This is a genomic window from Pseudomonas sp. LARHCG127 (assembly GCF_052871455.1).
Genome location: NZ_JBIXJT010000001.1, coordinates 665,189 through 683,168, shown reverse-complemented (window position 1 = coordinate 683,168; position 17,980 = coordinate 665,189). Strand labels below are relative to the sequence as shown.

Here is a 17,980-nt window from a genome sequence, read left to right as displayed (position 1 = left end):
ACTATAGCAGTCAATTTTCCTGGCAGTTTTCCACTTTCAAATGGTTCAGCCCATCAATACAAGTGATGCCATAATCCTGGCCTGCTCATACCAGAGACGGATCAATGACCACCGAACGCTACGACCAACTCGCCATCTTCGCCGCCGTCGCCCAGGAGCGCAGCTTCACCCGCGCCGCGGCCAAGTTGGGCATGTCGCAACCGGCGCTGAGCCGGGCGATGCGTCAGTTGGAGATTTGGCTTTTCCTCTCGATGGGAATCGTAGGGAAACAAATTACCCTTGCGGTATTAATCGATAAACCACGCCAATTACATAGCACTCATACCGTAATCACATAAATTCGACTGAGCGAAGCACCTTACTTGATCTCAACCAATCGCACGGCCTGTGACCCGTCCAGGGACAGGTGAATCACGGCGGCTCGGCTTGGGAAATTCGGCGCATCCTCGTCGGTATTCTCCATCACGGGAATGTCGATCAGGGTCTGTTCACCCGTCGGGTCGCTGACCAACTTGGCATCGAGGTTGTCGATGGCCCGCCAGCTGTCGCCACCGATGCGCATCACGTCCAACAGGCTGTAGTGCGGCACGCCCTCTTCGTTCTCTTCGGGCGTGAAGGCGGCCAGGTATTGGCTGTAGTTGTTGCCCATGCCGAAACCCTCGATGGTGAAAACCGCAAGGGTGACCTGGCTGTCCTCGCCGGTGTCCAAGGTCTGCACCAGCGTCGCTTCGGGATAGCCGGTGGCGTAGCTGTCCTTGATGAGCGCGACCAGGCGGCCAATCTGTTCTTCCAGGGCTTTGGGAACGGGTTTCGATTCAGCGGCGTGAGTCAGAGTGCAGGTGAACAACAAGGCAACGGCCAGCAGGCGCAATTTCATGAAAGTGAATGTCCGGGGGTGTCGGGAGGTCAGCGTGCAATGGTAGCGGTTGGCAAGGGATTGGGTAGGAATTGTTGATGGGGTTTGTGCTGGGGTGCACAACCTTGTTCGTGAAAGCGGTGGGTCTGTGTGCACTGTTATTGGATGTACTGTCGCCATCGCGAGCAAGCTCGCTCCCACACTTGGACCCGGGACAGCCGCCATTTTCCATCAACCCGACATCCCCTGTGGGAGCGAGCCTGCTCGCGATGGCGGTGGGCCTGCGTGCATCGATGCTGAATGTATCGCTGCGCGCCTGCCCGAACGGCCATTGATTAACGCGGCGTGCCGTAGCCCTTGATCAACCCTCCAACTCTGCAGCGTCCAGCCCTACCCGTGCGAGGTAGTCTTCCAGCGCCTCCCCCGCTCCGGCTGATACGAAGGCACTGATGTACCCGTCGGGACGGACGAGAACCCAATCGCCCATCGCAGGTTGGTAAGCGTCACGAAAATGTCCTTGGTCATCCTGGATATCACCGCCTGGGCCGATGACATGGATGTGCAGCCCGGGGCGAGGTGCTACGGCATCGCGTTCCGCGCCATAACCGAGCAGTGTCCAGTGCGCCCCCCGGAACAGGTCGAACAGCCGTTGCAGTTTACCGGCCGCCCCGCGCATCGGTGCATCCGGCGCACGATCGCCTGCCAATGGGCCGCTGGTACGGTTGGATCGTTCAAGGGCGAGCGTGGATTCGCGATAGCCGATGTCGAGTTGGTGCACTTCGCGCCCACGGCGCATGTCGCCGCGCTGGTGCGCGTCCAGCAGCTTGGTGGCAAGGCCCAGCATCGTCGCAGCGACCGGGCGGCGTTCTTGCTCGTAGCTGTCGAGCAGTGCCGCCGGCGCGCCGTTGATGACCGCCTCCAGTTTCCAACCCAGGTTGTAGGCATCCTGCACGCTGGTATTGAGACCCTGGCCACCCGTGGGTGGGTGGATGTGTGCGGCATCGCCGATGAGAAACGTTCGACCGACGCGGTAATGATCGGCCAACCGCGCGTTCATAGTGTAGGCCGATGCCCAGGACACCGAATGGATATGGATATCATCGCGCCCCGTGCGCTGTGCTACCAGGTCCATCAATGTTTGCGCATCCAGGTCAATGTCCGCGTCGGGGGCTATCGGCGCCTGGATCTGGAAGAGCTGGGTCCCGGCCAACGGGCACAGGAATATCTGGTGCTGCATGTCGCCGTCGCCAAAACGATGCCAGCGGTCCCGCGACAGGCCCGTAGCCGAGACATCGGCCACAATGGCGCGAATGCCCAGCGTCTTGCCTGGGAAGCCGATACCCAGCGCATGCCGGATAAAACTGCGGCCGCCATCGGCTCCGACAAGCCAGCGCACCCGGAGCGTTTCTTCGCCGGCCTTACCGACCAACTGAACGCTGACGCCCTCGGCATCCTGCTCGAACCCCACCAGTTCGCAACCAAACTCCGGCCGATGGCCCAGTTCAAGCAGGCGTTCGCGCATGACCTGTTCCGTCAGCCATTGCGGCACCATCAACGGCGATTGATGAGGTTCCGCTGGCGTGGGCTCGTTTTGCTCGATGCTGACAGCGTCGGTGAAACTGCCATCGTCGCGATATCGACGTTCAGTCGGGTAGACTCCACCCACTGCGACGATTCGGTCGAGGATCCCCATGTCCTCGAATATTTCCTGGGTCCTGGGCTGTATGCCCTTGCCGCGCGAGCCGTTGAACGGCTGGCCTGCCTTTTCGATCAGGCGAAAGGGAACTCCCCTTCTCGCCAACTCGATAGCCATCGCCAGACCGGCCGCGCCCGCGCCGCAAATCAATACCTGGATTTCGAATTGCTCTTTCATGACGACCCCACATATGTGCAGAACGCACATATTTAGACGGAGCCGGAACCGTGTCAATCGAAAATGTGCAGAACGCACATATTAATGCCCAATTGCGCGAGCTTCACGGCGCCCTGATGGAGATCGTCGGGGTGATGAACCGACCTCAGCGGGACGAAGCCATGGTGCAGGCGGCCGGAATATCCCTGGATCGCGCGCTGTTTCCGTTGCTGGTCTCCGTGGAGCGGCTTGGTCCTATCGGCGTTGGTGAACTGGCCGATCGCGTCGGGCGCGACTACACCACGGTCAGTCGGCAGGTGACGAAACTCGAAAGCCTGGAGTTGATCGCTCGGGAAAATACCGCCGACCGTCGGGTACGCAAGTCGGTCATTACCGCAAAAGGCAAGGCGATGACCGATCGCATCGACGAGGCACGTGCGCGGATCGGGCGAGCCATTTTCGCCACGTGGGACGAAGCGGATGTAGAGAACCTGGTACGGCTCATGTGCAAGTTTGCCAACGACATCAAGGATGACACGCTGACCGGTGCGCAGGAGCAGGCGTGACGCAGGGTGATCGCCCGTTCTGATGCGTGGGGCACGCCCTGTGCCCCGAGAGGATTTTTCTCAGCGTCAGGCCTCTGAGCCAATGCGCGCGACCAGGCGAGCCTGGAGTTTTTCCAGTTCCTCGGGATCGGCCTTGCCCCGGCCATGCGCACCCGCTTCCTCACCTTCCCAGCGAGGGATGATGTGCATGTGAATGTGGTAGACCGTCTGCCCCGCCACCGCGCCGTTGAACTGCGCGATCTGGACGCCGTCCGGCTGCAGCTCGTCCACGATGATCCGCGTCAGGCGCTGCACGGCCGACATCATAGCGCCCAGGACTGTGGGCTCGACTTCGAGGATGTTGCGCGCCTGGGAATTCTTGGGGATGACCAGGACATGGCCGCGCGATTGCGGAAAGAGATCCAGGAAGGCCAGCACATCGGCGTCTTCGTAAATCTTGTAGCACGGCGCATCGCCGCGAAGGATCAGCGCAAAGATGTTCTTTGGATCGTAATGACCGTGGAGACTCATGTTCACTCCTTGAATGGTTAGGGCGGTGGGTTGCCGGTAAGAGATTTAGCACAGTCCAGCGGCGACGTCTCGTAGAGGTCTGCTTGAAAGCCAAGGGTTGGGCTTGCTGGCGATGGCGGTGGGTCAGTTGGTGATAATTTTGCCTGTGCCATCGCCATCGCGAGCAAGCTCGCTCCCACAGGGGATTTCTGGTTTGATTCAGACCGTGGGCACACCCGACATCCATTGTGGGAGCGAGCTTGCTCGCGATAGCGGTGGATCAGTTGGCATCAGTGCTGGATGTAACGTCGCCTGCGCGGGCTTGCTTCAGCGTTACGGCCATCTTCTGCTGCAATTCATTTTCCGAAAACGGCTTGTGCAACACCGGGCATCCGGCGTATTCGGCCGGCAGCCCGCTCGCGCCGTATCCGGTGCTGAACAGAAAGGGAATGTGGCGACCGCGAAGAATCTCGGCCACCGGGAACACGCGCTCGCCAGCCAGGTTGACGTCCAGGATCGCCAGGTCAACCTGCACCGCGCGGGCGATTTCACAGGCCGCCGCGAGCCGGGCGACCGACGCCACGACCTCGCATTCGAATTCCTCCAGCATCTCTTCGATCAATAGGGCAATGGCGCCTTCGTCCTCGACGACCAGCACCCTGCGTCCAGCCAATGGGGTCATGCCCCAGCCACCCCAATCATGAACGAAAAGCGACAGCAAACGCCCTGTGAAGCAAAGGTGAGCTCAAAGGTGCCACCCAAGTCGCGCTCAATGCAACGCTTCATCAGGCGCGAACCCAGCCCTTCCCGTTCCGGCGGGGCTACCGCTGGCCCTCCTCGCTCTTGCCAGTCAAGGGTCAACAGCGTTCCGTCCCCTTGGGCTTGCAGCTGCCAGGTGACGGCGAGCGTGCCCGTCTCGACCGACATGGCCCCGTATTTAAGCGCGTTGATCGCCAATTCATTGAGGGTCATCGTCAGGTTGAGCGCCACGCGGGTGCCGACATCCACGGCAGCCCCCTTGATCACCACACGGCCAGGCTCATGCCCGAAGACCGGCAGCAGCACTTCATGGGCCAGGGTGTCGAGCGGCGTCTGGCCCCAATGCCGTTTGGTCAAGAGATCGTGTGCTCGCGACAAGGCCAACAGCCTCGCCTCGAAACGCCGGTAGCCGTCCTTCGCATCCTCGGCATTGCGCGCGGTCTGGGCCGCCAGGGATTGCACCGTGGCCAGGGTGTTCTTGACCCGGTGATTGAGCTCATCGATCAATGTCTTCTGCCGGTTTTCCGCCTGCTTTCGCTCGGAAATGTCCACCAGCATGTTGATGGCGCCCACCAGGTTTCCATCGGCATCATGCAGAGGCGTGGGAAACGGTGTGAACGGTACACGGCTGCCATCGGGCCGCTCCGCAATCGCCTCGACGCCGCGTATCGGCCGGTTTTCCTTCAGCGCCACCGCCATCGGGCATTGATCGTGGGGCAGCGCGGTTCCGTCGGTATTGAACAGCTTCCAAGTCACGCACCACATCTCGCCCAACTGCGGCGTGCGCCCCGACAACTCGATAGCGGCGCGGTTGAAGAACGTGATCCGCCCTTCGGCGTCGGTGGTGTACACCGCGGCCGGCAACGCTTCGAGGAGATTGCGCATGTGCCGTTCGCTTTCGCGGACCTGGTTTTCCATGCGCCGCGCCAGCGTGACGTCCTGCAGCACCCGCACGCCATACCGAAACGTCCCGTTGGCGTCCCTCACCGACGAGCTGTGGATGTCGAGGTAAACCACCTCGCCATCGGGCTTCACCGCGCGCTTGCGCAGCACGTAGTTATCCAGTTCACCGGCCACCTGGCGGGCGTACAACCCGGCATCCTGCGCGATGCAGTCCGGGTGGGTGTAGTCCAGGAAGGTCATCGCCAGGAGTTCGTCCCGCGAGCGGCCCAGCATGTTGCACAGGGCATCGTTCACCCGGAGCAAGCGGCCGTCGATGCCGGCCTCGGCAATGCCGATGGTCGCCGCTTCGTAGGTCGCCGAAAGCCGGTCATCGCTGTCCTGGCGCGCCGCCTCGGCCGCATGGACGCTGCTCCTGTCGATAGTGAAGCAGCGGGTGTTGAAGAGTTTTCCGTTCTCGAACCGGCCGTTCGAGGTGATCGTGACATGCTTGATCGAGCCGTCCTTGGCCCTCAGGCGCGCCGGATAGCTCTCCAGGCGATCGCCACTGCCCAGCTTGGTGAGAATGTCGCCAATAACCGGCTCGTCGACATGAAATTCGGTGATGTGGCGGCCGATGTATTCTTGTGCCGGATAGCCCAGCAGTGCCAGCTCCGCCTTGTTGGCGCGCAGGATAATGCCCTCGCCACTGACGATATGCAGGCCTACCGCGCTGTTCTCGAAAAAGTCTTCCAGATCGGCACTCTTGCGCCGAAGCTCTTCGGCCATGGCGTGGTGCGCCGAAACGTCCTGGAAGCAATTGATCACCCCTTGAATGACGCCCCGCCGGTCCCTGAGGGCGCGGATGTTCATAAGCGCCACGAACCGCGAGCCATCCGGACGTTGGATGATCACTTCCTGATTGCGCGGCGCAATGCCGGTATCGAGCGCCGAGGCCGTCGGACTGTGCTCGAATGCCAGCGGCGTTCCGTCGGCCAGGAACAATCGATGGGCGCCGCAGAAGCGGTCGCCGTTCTCTCCAAGCGCCGGCGCCCTTCCCCACAGCTCGGCCGCCTCGCTGTTATACCGCACGAGCCACCCCTGGCGATCGCAGAGGTACACCGCACCGGGAATGGCATCCAGCGCATTCGTCCCCATCGCGATCAGGCTTTCGTATTCGCTTGGCGTACAGGCTTCCAAGGGGAGCTCTTCAATGTTCGACATCAGTCATCCTCAAACCCCCTGGCTGCAACGCTCAGGGTCTCAATGGATTCTAGATCGCTATTGAGCGCGCGAGTTCAGGAAACTCTTCAAGGACATCGGCGCCTGTGCCGTACGTCAGCCATGGCATTAATCGACAAGCTCCCGCAGCGGTTATGAACGAGGCCTGCTCCAGGCCCTGTCCAATAGCGCGACCACTGTTTCGTCCGGGGTCTGGCTGAAGTCTTCATACCAATCGCCGACCGAGCGCATCCACTCGGGCATCAACGGACACACAAACTCATCGACCTCACTGCGCAAGGCTTCGGCGGTTTCGACCGGTGCCACTGGAACGGCAACCACGATGGCAAGAGGGTCTTGCAGGCGTACCGCATGGACCGCCGCCATCATTGACGCACCGGTGGCCAAGCCATCATCCACCAGCAGGACCACCTGCTGTTTCAGGTCGACAGGTGGACGGCTGCCGCGATAAAGCGCTTCACGACGCGCCAGTTCCTGCCTTTCCCGCTGCAGCACCGCATCGAAGGCAGCCTGGTCGACGTGATGGGCACACAACGCATCGTCGTTGCGAATCTGGATGGCGCCGCTGGCAATCGCGCCCATCGCCACTTCCGGATGAGACGGCACACCCAGCTTGCGCACCAGCATCAGGTCGAGGGGCAACCCCAGGGCGTCGGCCACCGCCCAGGCGACGGGCACGCCACCCCGGGGCAACGCCAGGACGATCGCATTGCTCCGTCCACGGTACTGGGCCAAGGGTTCTATCAAGCGATGGCCGGCCGCGGCTCGATCGGCATAAGGCGGCGATGCAAAAGACAGGGGATTCATGGTCGGGTCTCCTTGCAAAAACAGACACGTCGTCCGCACAGTCACCCTGTCAGGATACCCGGCACAGGGTGTCCAGCAACGGCTGAGTGATCCAAACTGCCTGCGTCGTCACGCCAATCGACGGACGTGACCGCATCGTCGGCGCCAGCGACTTGGGAATCGCGAGTCATCACGCCTGCCGAAGCCGTTTCTTAACGAGGTCTGACGGAGGAGAAATTTTGGCACGACCGAGAAGAATCCCGTCAAACATGGGCTGCCCTTGTTCGATCTTCCGTAGTACAGTAATCAAAACCCGATAAATATCCACCTTGAGATGACCTGAAGTGCCAGGCCCCAACGTCAATGGACCGCACACCCCGTCATCCTTCTGCCGCGGCGGTAACTGCATGATCGACATCACCGAAGTTTCCATTGCCCAACTGCGCGCCGCGCTGGAATCGGGCCAGACCACGGCGGTAGCGCTTGTCCAGGCCTACCTCGCCAGGATCGATGCCTACGACGGCCCCGACACGCCCACCGCCCTCAACGCGGTGGTGGTGCGCAACCCGGATGCGCTGAAGGAAGCGCAGGCCTCCGATGCCCGCCGGGCCAACGGCCAGACCCTCGGTCCACTCGACGGCATTCCCTATACGGCCAAGGACAGTTATCTGGTCAAGGGCCTCACCGCCGCGTCCGGCAGCCCGGCGTTCAAGGACCTGGTGGCTTATCGCGATGCGTTCACCATCGAACGGCTGCGCGCCGCCGGGGCTATCTGCCTGGGCAAGACCAACATGCCGCCCATGGCCAACGGCGGGATGCAGCGCGGGGTGTATGGCCGGGCGGAAAGCCCGTACAACGGCGACTACCTCACCGCGCCTTTTGCCTCCGGCTCCTCGAACGGTGCGGGCACCGCAACTGCCGCCAGTTTCGCGGCATTCGGCCTGGCTGAAGAAACCTGGTCGAGCGGGCGCGGCCCGGCGTCGAACAACGGCCTGTGCGCCTACACGCCGTCCCGTGGGGTGATTTCGGTGCGGGGCAACTGGCCGTTGACACCGACCATGGACGTCGTCGTGCCCTTCGCCAGGACCATGGCCGACCTGCTCGAAGTGCTGGACGTGGTGGTCGCCGAGGACCCGGACACCCGTGGCGACCTGTGGCGCCTGCAACCCTGGGTGCCGATTCCGAGCGTCGACTCGGTTCGTCCCGCTTCGTATCCGAGCCTTGCCAGCAAACCCGGGGCGCTGGCCGGCGTTCGGTTCGGCGTGCCACGGATGTACATCAACGCCGACCCTGAAGCCGGCACGGCCGAGGCCCCCGGCATCGGCGGCCCGACGGGACAGCGCATCATCACTCGCGCCTCGGTGATCGACCTTTGGGAACAAGCCCGCAAGGCCCTGGAGGCCTGTGGCGCCGAAGTGGTCGAGGTGGATTTCCCACTGGTGTCCAATTGCGAGGGCGATCGTCCCGGCGCGCCGACGGTGTTCACCCGTGGCCTGGTTTCCAAGGAATTCCTGCACCATGAATTGTGGGACTTGTCGGCCTGGGCATTCGATGATTTCCTGCGGGCCAACGGTGATCCACAGTTGAATCGCCTGGCCGACGTCGACGGACCGAAGATCTTCCCCCACGACCCGGGCACCCTGCCCAACCGCGAGGACGACCTGGCCGCCGGCATGGATGAGTACGTGAAGATGGCCCAACGCGGCATCACGCCTTGGGACCAGATCCCGACACTGCCCGACGGGTTGCGGGGGCTCGAAGAAACACGCCGGATCGACCTGGAAGACTGGATGGAACGGCTGGGCCTGGACGCGGTGATCTTCCCGACCGTCGCCGATGTCGGGCCGGCGGACGCAGATATCAATCCGGCCTCTGCCGATATCGCCTGGAGCAATGGGGTCTGGGTCGCCAACGGCAACCTCGCCATCCGTCACCTGGGCGTGCCCACGGTCACCGTGCCGATGGGCGTCATGGCCGACATCGGCATGCCCGTCGGGCTGACATTTGCCGGGCGCGCCTATGATGATTCGAAACTGTTGCGACTGGCATCGGCATTCGAGTCGATCGGCTCCAAGCGCCTGGTCCCGCCTCGGACCCCGCCGCTGTCGGCTTGAGCCGGTCATTGGGGTTGCTGCGCAACTCAGCGGGAGCAAGCTCCCTCGCCACAAAAGCAGCGCTCGACTTCATTTTTGAGTACGGGCGCAACACCGTGGCGAGGGAGCTTGCTCCCGCTGGACTGCGCAGCAGTCCCCGGACCGGTTCTACAGCCGGAAATACTGCTGCATGGCACGGGCAAGCAGGTTCACGGCTTCATCATCCTGTGAGGCCTGGCCTCGCATGAACACCACCTCATGCTCCTCGATCACCGGCAGGCCTTCAAGGATCCGCATCGCATCCGTCACCCGCCCACGGTCGATCAGGCTGATCGCCAACCCGGCCTCCACGCAGGCCTTGACGGCCTGGTTGGAGGGGCTTTCCAGGACGATGCGCGTCCTGCGCCCGCTTTGCCTGAGGGTTTCCACCATCGCTTGCCGATAAGGGCATTGCGCCGCATGCACCGCCAGCGGCAACGGCTCCAGCGAGGCCGCCGTCCCGTGGACTGGCCCGACCCAGACCGGCGTGGTGGACACTAGCACTTGCGTTTCTGCGTTCGCTTGGCCCTTCGGCTGGGTAACCACCGCTGCCTGGAGCTTGCCACGCTGCACCTGGTCACGCAGCGCGTAACTTGGCGCGGTCTTGAGTTCCAGCACGACGTTGGGCCACGCGGTGGCGAAGGTCGGGAGGATGTCGCGGATGACATGGTCGGCATATTCATCCGGCACCCCCAAGGTGATGCGTCCCGCCAAACGGGTGCCATGCAGGTCGGCCAGCACCCGGTCGTGGGTATTGAGCAGCTCCGTCGTCGCCACGAGCAAACGCTTGCCCAACGCGGTGAGGGATACCGATTGATTGTCCCGGTTGAGCAACCGCCCGCCCGCCACCGCTTCCAGCCGCTGAATATGCACGCTGACCGCCGCCGGGCTTTTGTGCAGTTGTTCCGCCGCCCCACTGAATTTCCCGATCCGCGCCACCGCATGAAAAGTACGTATCAAATCGATATCGAGTATGGCCGTCATGATTCAATCTTCGTGAATAACTGATGCATTTCATTTTGATTTATTAGATTAGCCGGGTTCCGTAGCCTGTGGTCATGAACCCGAATAAATCGATGACCTGCACGTCCCGGCCTCGGCCCGCCTGGCATTGGCTGATCCCACTGCCCTTGCTCGAAGCGGCTTTGCTGGTGTCGTGGAGCTCCGGCTTTATTGGCGCGCGCTTTTCCATCGACTACGCGCCGGCACTGCTGGTGGTGTTCTGGCGATGCGTCGTGGTCACGCTCGTCCTGCTGCCCTTCGTCGCCGGGCAACTACGCCGAACCTCACCCGTCGCGCTGTTGAAAAACGCCGGCATCGGCCTCTTGGCGATGGCGGGCTACCTGGGCGGTATCACCCAAGGCATTGCCCTGGGTGTACCGGCGGGCCTGGCCGCGCTGGTCGCCGACCTGCTGCCACTGGGCCTGGCGCTGCTGGCCGCCGGCGTACTCCGGCAACGGCTGGCGTGGCAGGTCTGGGCGGGGCTATTGATCGGCCTGGTCGGCGTCATGCTGGTGACCCAGGGCGCATTGGCGTGGGGCAACGCACCCTTATGGGCCTATGGCCTGCCGCTGCTTGGCATGCTCTCGCTCGCCGTCGCGACCCTGTGGCAGAAATACCTGCCCGCCGAACAATCGCTGGGCCTGCTGCCCAACCTGTGGCTGCAGTGTTGCGTGTCGGGCCTGGCCTTCGCCCTGGTGGAAGGCGTCCATGGCAGCCTGGCCCCGCTACCCAGCACCGGCTTTGCACTGAGCGTCTTGTGGACAGCGGGCATTTCAACAATGGGCGGCTACGGGCTCTACTGGCTGTGCCTGCGCCGCACGACCGCCACCCGCGTCGCCAGCGTCCTGTACCTCAGCCCGCCCATTACCATGCTCTGGGCCTGGGCGATGTTCAACGAACCACTTTCCTGGCAGATGGCGGTGGGGATGGCCGTGTCCGGGGTCGGCATCTGGCTGGTCGTGGGTACCGAAGCGCGGCAGGCGATTTCGAGCTCAAGATAGCAAGATCAGTCGAGCGCATCGGGCTGGTTGGCCTCATGCTGGTGTCCTCTACAGGGAAAGACCATGACCGACACACAAAAGCGCTACCGATCCCGGATGCAGAAAGTGCTCGATTACATCGATCTGCATCTGGATGACTGCCTGGACCTGGATACGTTGAGCGGCGTCGCGGCCTTTTCGAAATACCATTTCCACCGGCAGTTCATGGCGACGTTCAATCTGCCTCTGAATCGCTATGTCCAGCTCGCTCGCCTCAAACGTGCCTCCTACAAACTGGCGTTTCGCGAACATGAAACGATTACAGAGATTGCCATGGGTGCCGGTTACGGTGCGCCTGATGCCTTTGCCCGTGCCTTTCGACAGCGCGTGGGGCAACAACCCTCGAATTTCCGCAAATCGCCCGACTGGCAGCACTGGGGCATTACTTTCACGCCATTGCACAACGCGAGGAACCGTTTCATGCCCACGACTTATCAGCCCAGCGATGTACAGATCCGTAGCGTTCCCGCGACCCCCGTCGCCATCATGGAACACCGAGGCGATCCCGCGATGATCGGCACGACGATCCAACGCTTCATTGCCTGGCGACGCAGTGTCGGCCTGATCCCGCCGACCAGTCCGACGTTCAATGTCTTCCACACCGACCCGCGCGCGACTGCGCCGCAAAACTATCGATTGGATCTATGCGCTGGGACGGACCAACCCATCACGCCAAACGGCGAAGCGATCAAGGCCGGCAGTATCCCTGCCGGGCGTTGTGCCGTGCTGCGGGTCGAAGGTGGCGCCGATAACCTCGAGCCTGCCGCGCTGTACCTGTACAGGAATTGGCTGCCGGCCAGCGGTGAGGAACCAGGAGATTTCCCGCTCTATTGCCAGCGCATTACGTTCTTTCCGGACGTTGCCGAGAACGAAGCCATTACCGAGCTCTTTCTGCCGCTCAGGTGATCATAGTCCCACGTCTACAACGAGACGAGCCTGGTGGTCATTCGCCAGTCCCACCTTGATGTCGAAGACCCAAAGCCCCCTTACTGAATACAACTGTGGCGAGGGAGCTTGCTCCCGCTGGGGTGCGAAGCGCCCCCCGGCGCCTGTTGGCCCAAGCAATCTGGCACCCTCGATGGCCGCATCGGGGCTGCTACGCAGCCCAGCGGGAGCAAGCTCCCTCGCCACAATGACTCATCCACAATGGCTCGTACCTTAAGCCTTAAGCCTCAAGCCTCAAGTCCCAAGCCTCAAGCGAACAGCATTGCCTCCGCCGCCGAACATAGACCTTCACCCAGCCAACCCAATACCTTGCCCATCGGCCAACGCAGCGCCGTTGAGGTAATGGTCGCCAAGCAGCCGACGCTGGGTCAGCAGGGCCGGTTCGGGACTGTCCGGCAAGGGCCGCGGCAGGCTGCGACCGGCCAGTTCGAAGTAGGCATGGCCGGCCAGGCGCGCGGCCTCGGCGGCGGCCAGGCGAAAGGCGATGGCGGCCGCCTGGGACTCGTCGGCGTATTCCAGCAAGGCATCGGCAGCGTCGATGCGGATACGCAAATCGCCGACCGCGGCAATCACCAGGGCTTCATGCCGAGCGCTCTGGGCACGCAGAAAGTCGAGCAGCGCCGCCTCGACATGACGGGCATGGGCCAGGTCGCTACGGCCTTGGGAATGTAAGTTGGACATGGGCAATACCTCAGTTCCAGGAATGACGTTGCGGCTTGATGCCGTTGAGCAGTTGATTGCCGACCAAGTGATATTTCCAGCGCACCGGATCGTGCAGGGTGTGGGTCCGCGCATTGCGCCAGAACCGGTCCAGCCCCTGGCTGGCCGAGACGCTGCGGGTGCCGCCCAACTCCAACAGACGGCTGGATGCCTCCAGGGCAATCTCGGTGGACAGCACCTTGGCCTGGCCGACGATCACCGAGGCTTCTGCCACTCGTTCCTCGCTGGGTTCGGCGACAGCCCGGTCGACCGCGTGCGCCGCGCGCCGCAGAATCGCCTCGGCCGCTTGCAGGCGCCAGGCCAACTCACCGATCAGCGCCTGGCCAAGCGGGTCCTGCCAACCGTGTTGCAGCCCGCTGTCCACCCATGGACGCGCCTGGCGCGCGACGCGCAGGGTTTCGGCGAAGGCGCCACGGGCAATGCCGGTGTCCACCGCAGCCTGGATGATTTGCGAAATCGGGCCGTCGGAGGTGGGTAACTCATAGGCTTTCCAGGCCGGCACCACGTCGTTCGCCGGCACCCGCACGCCGTCGATGCGCACTTGGCCACTGGCGGTGATGCGCTGGCCGAAACCGTCCCAACTGTCGATCACCGTCAGGCCCGCCGCATCCCGTGGGACGAGGGCGATATGGACGTGCCCTTCCTCATCCACGCCGGCAACCGGCACGATGTGGGCGAACAACGCACCGGTGCAGTAGGCCTTCTCGCCGTCGAGTACCGCGGTGTCGCCGTCGAAGCGGATCTGCGTCTGGAAAGTGGTGACGTACTGGCTGCGCGCTTCCGAAAAGGCATTGCCGAAACGATAGCCCTGCAACACCTTGGCGTAGTAACGGCGCTTCTGCTCCTCGCTGCCGGTCAGGCTGAGGTTGCTGAGCACGCCGAAGTGGTTCTGCGGCAGCTGGCCGAGAGACGGATCGGCCGCGGAAATGATCGCGATCACTTCGCTGAGGGTGGCATAGGACACTTCGGCACCACCGTATGCCTTTGGCACGCGGATCGCCCACAGCCCACTGGCGCCAAAGCGCTCCAGTTCCTCCCAAGGCAGCCGCCGCTCGCGGTCGCGCAAGGCCGCCTCCCGGGCGAAATCCTCGGCCAGGCGATGCGCCACTTCAATGGCCTCGGCGTCGCTGCGGATGATGTGGGCCGGACTGCGCGGCGCCGGATGGGCCTGCCCAGGCAGATCGAAAGACGGTGAGTCGGTCATGTGCTACTCCATGCATAACGGGTTCATCCAGCGCTAAAGCACAGCCCGTACCAACCTTAAAAACCCTTTATATTCAATTAGTTGACAAACAACCCGGATACACCTGAAAGCCCCGAAAACGACAAACTGTCGTGGGACTGTTGCCCCGCGAACAGTTGCGTCGCATCGTCCTCAGCGAGCCTTGCCCCCCAGGTAGAAATGCTGGAGGTCTTCCCGGGCCGCCAGCTCCGTAGCATCGCCCTCGCCCACCACCCGGCCGTTCTCCAGGATGTAGGCGTAGTTGGCATGGCGCAGGGCGACATTGATGTTCTGCTCGGCCACCAGAAAGCTCATGCCCTCTTGGGCATTGAGCTGCGCGACGATGGCGAAAATCTCTTCGACGAGGATCGGCGCCAACCCCATCGAGGGCTCGTCGAGCAGCACCAGTCGAGGCTGGGTCATCAATGCGCGGCCGATGGCAAGCATCTGCTGCTCGCCGCCCGAGGTCAGCCCGGCCTGGGTCTTGCGCTTGGTCTTCAGCCGCGGGAACCAGGCGTAGATGCGCTCCAGATCCTGTTCCAATTCACGGCGCGTCGGCTTGCGCAGGAAGCCGCCGCTGCGCAAGTTGTCCTCGACCGTCAAATGGGCGAACACATGCCGCCCTTCCAGCACATGGACGATGCCCTGGCGCGCCAGCAGATTGGCCGCAACGCCGGCGGTGTCCTGTCCCTGAAAGACAATTCGTCCACGGCTGACCTGCGCCCGATCAGCCTGGACCAGCCCGGAAATGGCCTTGAGCGTGGTGCTCTTGCCCGCCCCGTTGGCGCCGAGCAGGGCGACGATATCGCCTTGGCCGACCCGCAGGGAAACCCCGGCCACGGCGAGGATCGCGCCGTCGTAGATCACTTCGATGTCTCGCACCGCCAGCAACTCGTTGTTTTCGGTGCCGGCAAGGGCCGCAAAGGTCATGGTTTCTTCTCCCTCGGGCGCAGTCGCGCCTGGTTGTGTGTCGCTGTAAATGGCTACTGCGCCGCGCAATCGCGGGCGGTCACGCCTTTCTCTTTTGCGTACTCGGCGGCCTTGGCATCGATCAATGGGCGCAACGTGGCGCGGTCGGCCTGGACCCAGTCGGTGATCAGGTTCCACTGCTGGCCGTCCCATTGCTGCACCTTGGCCGCCCCACCGCCTTCGTGGTCGCTGCAGGACAGGCGCAGCGGCTGCATCAATCCAAGAAAACCGATTTCCTTGAGGCGCGCATCGTTGAGGTCGAGGTGCTCCAGGCCCCAGCGACCTTCCTCACCGTTGAGCGGACGATTGCCGAAATGCTGCTGCGCGGTGCGGATCGCTTCGACGGCGATGGCGGCATTCACCAGGCCGGAGTTGTAGTAGACGCTGCCAAAACTCTTCGGATCCTTGAGGTCGCTCTTGCCGGTGTCGAGGATGTGCTGGCGAATGCGCTGGTGGATCTCGAAGTCGGCGCCGCCCGGATAGGGGGTCAACGCCAAGTACCCCTTGCCCGCCTCGCCGGCCGGCAACACGTCTTCGTTGGAACTGGCCCAGATGTCGCCGACGATGCGCTCCACCGGGTAGCCAAAACGCGCCGCGGTCTTGATCGCCACCGGCGTGGACACGCCCCAGGTCCGCAGGAACACCCAGTCCGGCTGGAGTTGCCGCACCTGGCGCCACTGCCCGGCCTGTTCGTTACCCGGGTCGGCCACCGCGATCTGGATGTTCTCGAAGCCGTACTTCTGCGCCAGCAACGCCAGCGGCCCCTGGGTCTCCCGGCCGTAGGCGGAATCGTGGTAGACGGTGGCGATTTTCTTGCCCTTGAGCTTGTCCAACCCGCCCTCGCGCTCGGCCACGTAGTTGATGAACGCCGAGGCCTCGCTATAGAAGGTCAGCATGGCCGGGAAGTTGTAGGGAAACACCCGGCCATCGGTGGCTTCGGTACGGCCATAACCCAGGGTGATCAAGGGGATCTTGTCGGCTTCGGCCTTGTCTGCGAGGGCATAGGCGGCCGGCGCGCCATTGGGTTGATAGACCGCCACCGGCGCGCCATCGAGACCATTCTTGAAGCGCTCGTAGCATTCGATGCCCTTCTCCGCCGTCCATTCGGTCTCGCATTCCTGCCAGACCAGCTTGACGCCATTGATCCCTCCTTCCACGTCATTGATGTAGCGCAGGTAGTCGATCATTCCGGCCCACACAGGAATACCGCTGGAGGCATAGGCGCCGACCCGATAGGTAGCCAAGGGGAAGAACTGCTCGTTGGTCGCCGCTTGGGCAGCCGGTACCAGCGCCGCACAGGCGCCAAGCGCCAGGCCGATGGCGGCGAGACGACGTTTGAAGGTTGCATGCATGATGGTTTTCTCGGTTTGAATGCCTGGCCGCGTCATGACGGCCGGCGGTTGGAAACCTCCTTTCCCTGGGTCGGGTCAAGGTTCGTTGGGGGTGGGTCGGCGCTCAGAACCGCAGCGGCCAGACCCTGATGCGCTCGCGCAGGTCGTCGAACAGGCGTGCCAGCCCTTCCGGCTCCTTGATCAGGAACCAGATGATCAAGCCACCGAAGAGCACCTTCTGCAGGTTCTGCAGTTGCCCGGCGTCGACGTTGCCGTTGAACAGCCATTGCCCGGCATGGCTGAGCAGGATCGGCACAAGGCTGATGAAGGCCGCACCGATGAAACTGCCGGCGATGCTGCCCATGCCGCCGATAATGATGATGAACAAAATCTGGAACGAGCGGTTGATGTCGAAGCTCCCGGCGCTGGCCGTCCCCAGGTAGGCAAACGCCCAGAGCGCGCCGGCGATGCCCAGGTAGAAAGAACTCACGGCGAAGGCCATGCGCTTGTCGCGCTCGACGGCAATCCCAATCACCGCAGCCGCGGTGTCCATGTCGCGGATCGCCATCCAGTTGCGGCCGACCTGGCTACGCACCAGGTTGACCGCCACCCAGGTCAACAACACCACGCAACTGAGGGTCAGCAGGTAGCGACCGACCGGGGTGCCCAAGTGATGGCCGAACAGCTCCAGGCGTGGCGCGCTGATGGTGCCGGACGAGGCGTAGTTGTAGAACCAGGGGAACTTGGCGAACACCCACTCCAGGAAGAACTGCGCGGCCAGCGTGGTAACCATCAGGTAGAAACCCTTGATCCGCGAACTGGGGATGCCGAACAGCAGCCCGACCAACCCGGCGATCACCCCGCCGCCGAGCAGCGCCAGTGGCAACGGCAGGCCCGGCACGCGCAGCAACAGGCCGTAGGTGGCGAACGCGCCCACCGCCATGAAGCCGGCGGCGCCGACCGATGTCTGGCCGGTGTAGCCGGTCAGCAGGTTCAGCCCCAGGCCGGCCAACGACAACACCAGGAAAGGAATCAGGATCGCGTTGAGCCAGTAGTCGTTGCCCAGCCACGGCAGCCCGACAAAAGCCACCAGCAGCAACAGCAGCAGCCCCGGTCGCCAGCGGCGGCGCACCAGGGTCAGGGGCGCTTCGTCGAAGCTGGCCGTCAGGCGCGGAACAGTAGCAGTCATG

At 63.0% G+C, this 17,980-nt stretch carries 16 protein-coding genes and 1 pseudogene; 5 read left to right on the top strand and 12 right to left on the bottom strand.

Translation table 11 applies throughout. The features are described 5' to 3' along the window. Nucleotides 1–104: 104 nt before the first annotated feature. Nucleotides 105–233: pseudogene (locus ACIPQ1_RS03115) on the top strand (helix-turn-helix domain-containing protein); the annotation flags it as partial. A gap of 125 nt (nt 234–358) precedes the next feature. On the opposite strand, the gene ACIPQ1_RS03110 reads toward ACIPQ1_RS03115, so the two are convergent. Continuing rightward, nucleotides 359–877, bottom strand: coding sequence for a hypothetical protein (locus tag ACIPQ1_RS03110; protein WP_186704772.1), 519 nt, complete (start codon nt 875–877; stop codon nt 359–361). 340 nt (nt 878–1,217) lie between these two features. After that, nucleotides 1,218–2,729, bottom strand: a complete 1,512-nt coding sequence (locus ACIPQ1_RS03105) for an FAD-dependent oxidoreductase (protein WP_446533575.1) — start codon at nt 2,727–2,729, stop codon at nt 1,218–1,220. A gap of 50 nt (nt 2,730–2,779) precedes the next feature. Between ACIPQ1_RS03105 and ACIPQ1_RS03100 the strand changes: the two genes are divergently transcribed. Beyond that, on the top strand, nt 2,780–3,274 hold the full coding sequence (locus ACIPQ1_RS03100; RefSeq protein ID WP_434575819.1) for a MarR family winged helix-turn-helix transcriptional regulator: 495 nt from the start codon (nt 2,780–2,782) through the stop codon (nt 3,272–3,274). A gap of 66 nt (nt 3,275–3,340) precedes the next feature. Here the strand turns inward: ACIPQ1_RS03100 and ACIPQ1_RS03095 are convergent, their stop codons facing one another. The 4 genes from ACIPQ1_RS03095 to ACIPQ1_RS03080 form a co-directional block, all read right to left on the bottom strand. Then, on the bottom strand, nt 3,341–3,784 hold the full coding sequence (locus ACIPQ1_RS03095; RefSeq protein ID WP_186704770.1) for an HIT family protein: 444 nt from the start codon (nt 3,782–3,784) through the stop codon (nt 3,341–3,343). A 259-nt stretch (nt 3,785–4,043) separates the two neighbouring features. Further along, nucleotides 4,044–4,445: a response regulator gene (locus ACIPQ1_RS03090; RefSeq protein WP_446533574.1), complete on the bottom strand. Its 402-nt coding sequence runs from the start codon at nt 4,443–4,445 to the stop codon at nt 4,044–4,046. Then, complete coding sequence (locus ACIPQ1_RS03085; protein WP_446533573.1) at nt 4,442–6,625, bottom strand: PAS domain-containing sensor histidine kinase; 2,184 nt, start codon at nt 6,623–6,625, stop codon at nt 4,442–4,444. The genes ACIPQ1_RS03090 and ACIPQ1_RS03085 overlap by 4 nt, the downstream gene beginning before the upstream one ends. 150 nt (nt 6,626–6,775) lie before the next feature. Continuing rightward, nucleotides 6,776–7,450: a phosphoribosyltransferase gene (locus tag ACIPQ1_RS03080; RefSeq protein WP_250961402.1), complete on the bottom strand. Its 675-nt coding sequence runs from the start codon at nt 7,448–7,450 to the stop codon at nt 6,776–6,778. Nucleotides 7,451–7,836: 386 nt separating this feature from the next. Between ACIPQ1_RS03080 and ACIPQ1_RS03075 the strand changes: the two genes are divergently transcribed. After that, on the top strand, nt 7,837–9,543 hold the full coding sequence (locus ACIPQ1_RS03075) for an amidase (protein WP_411387288.1): 1,707 nt from the start codon (nt 7,837–7,839) through the stop codon (nt 9,541–9,543). Nucleotides 9,544–9,690: 147 nt separating this feature from the next. On the opposite strand, the gene ACIPQ1_RS03070 is transcribed toward ACIPQ1_RS03075, so the two are convergent. Further along, nucleotides 9,691–10,545 carry a LysR family transcriptional regulator gene (locus tag ACIPQ1_RS03070; protein ID WP_446533572.1) on the bottom strand — a complete coding sequence of 285 codons (855 nt, stop codon included), beginning with the start codon at nt 10,543–10,545 and terminating at the stop codon, nt 9,691–9,693. Between the two features lie 74 nt (nt 10,546–10,619). On the opposite strand from ACIPQ1_RS03070, the gene ACIPQ1_RS03065 reads away from it, so the two are divergent. Both ACIPQ1_RS03065 and ACIPQ1_RS03060 read left to right on the top strand, forming a co-directional pair. Continuing rightward, complete coding sequence (locus ACIPQ1_RS03065) at nt 10,620–11,564, top strand: DMT family transporter (RefSeq protein ID WP_446533571.1); 945 nt, start codon at nt 10,620–10,622, stop codon at nt 11,562–11,564. A gap of 63 nt (nt 11,565–11,627) precedes the next feature. Continuing rightward, complete coding sequence (locus tag ACIPQ1_RS03060; RefSeq protein ID WP_446533570.1) at nt 11,628–12,509, top strand: AraC family transcriptional regulator; 882 nt, start codon at nt 11,628–11,630, stop codon at nt 12,507–12,509. 327 nt (nt 12,510–12,836) lie between these two features. On the opposite strand, the gene ACIPQ1_RS03055 is transcribed toward ACIPQ1_RS03060, so the two are convergent. The 5 genes from ACIPQ1_RS03055 to ACIPQ1_RS03035 all read right to left on the bottom strand — a co-directional run bounded on the left by ACIPQ1_RS03055 (nt 12,837) and on the right by ACIPQ1_RS03035 (nt 17,979). Further along, nucleotides 12,837–13,229 (bottom strand): hypothetical protein, encoded by a 393-nt coding sequence (locus ACIPQ1_RS03055; RefSeq protein WP_446533569.1) that lies wholly within the window; start codon nt 13,227–13,229, stop codon nt 12,837–12,839. A gap of 10 nt (nt 13,230–13,239) precedes the next feature. Next, nucleotides 13,240–14,472: an SfnB family sulfur acquisition oxidoreductase gene (locus ACIPQ1_RS03050; RefSeq protein WP_446533568.1), complete on the bottom strand. Its 1,233-nt coding sequence runs from the start codon at nt 14,470–14,472 to the stop codon at nt 13,240–13,242. 171 nt (nt 14,473–14,643) lie between these two features. Then, on the bottom strand, nt 14,644–15,420 hold the full coding sequence (locus tag ACIPQ1_RS03045; protein WP_446533567.1) for an ABC transporter ATP-binding protein: 777 nt from the start codon (nt 15,418–15,420) through the stop codon (nt 14,644–14,646). Nucleotides 15,421–15,473: 53 nt separating this feature from the next. Beyond that, nucleotides 15,474–16,811 carry an ABC transporter substrate-binding protein gene (locus tag ACIPQ1_RS03040; protein ID WP_446533566.1) on the bottom strand — a complete coding sequence of 446 codons (1,338 nt, stop codon included), beginning with the start codon at nt 16,809–16,811 and terminating at the stop codon, nt 15,474–15,476. A 103-nt stretch (nt 16,812–16,914) separates the two neighbouring features. Beyond that, complete coding sequence (locus ACIPQ1_RS03035; RefSeq protein ID WP_411387281.1) at nt 16,915–17,979, bottom strand: branched-chain amino acid ABC transporter permease; 1,065 nt, start codon at nt 17,977–17,979, stop codon at nt 16,915–16,917. Nucleotide 17,980: the final 1 nt, after the last annotated feature.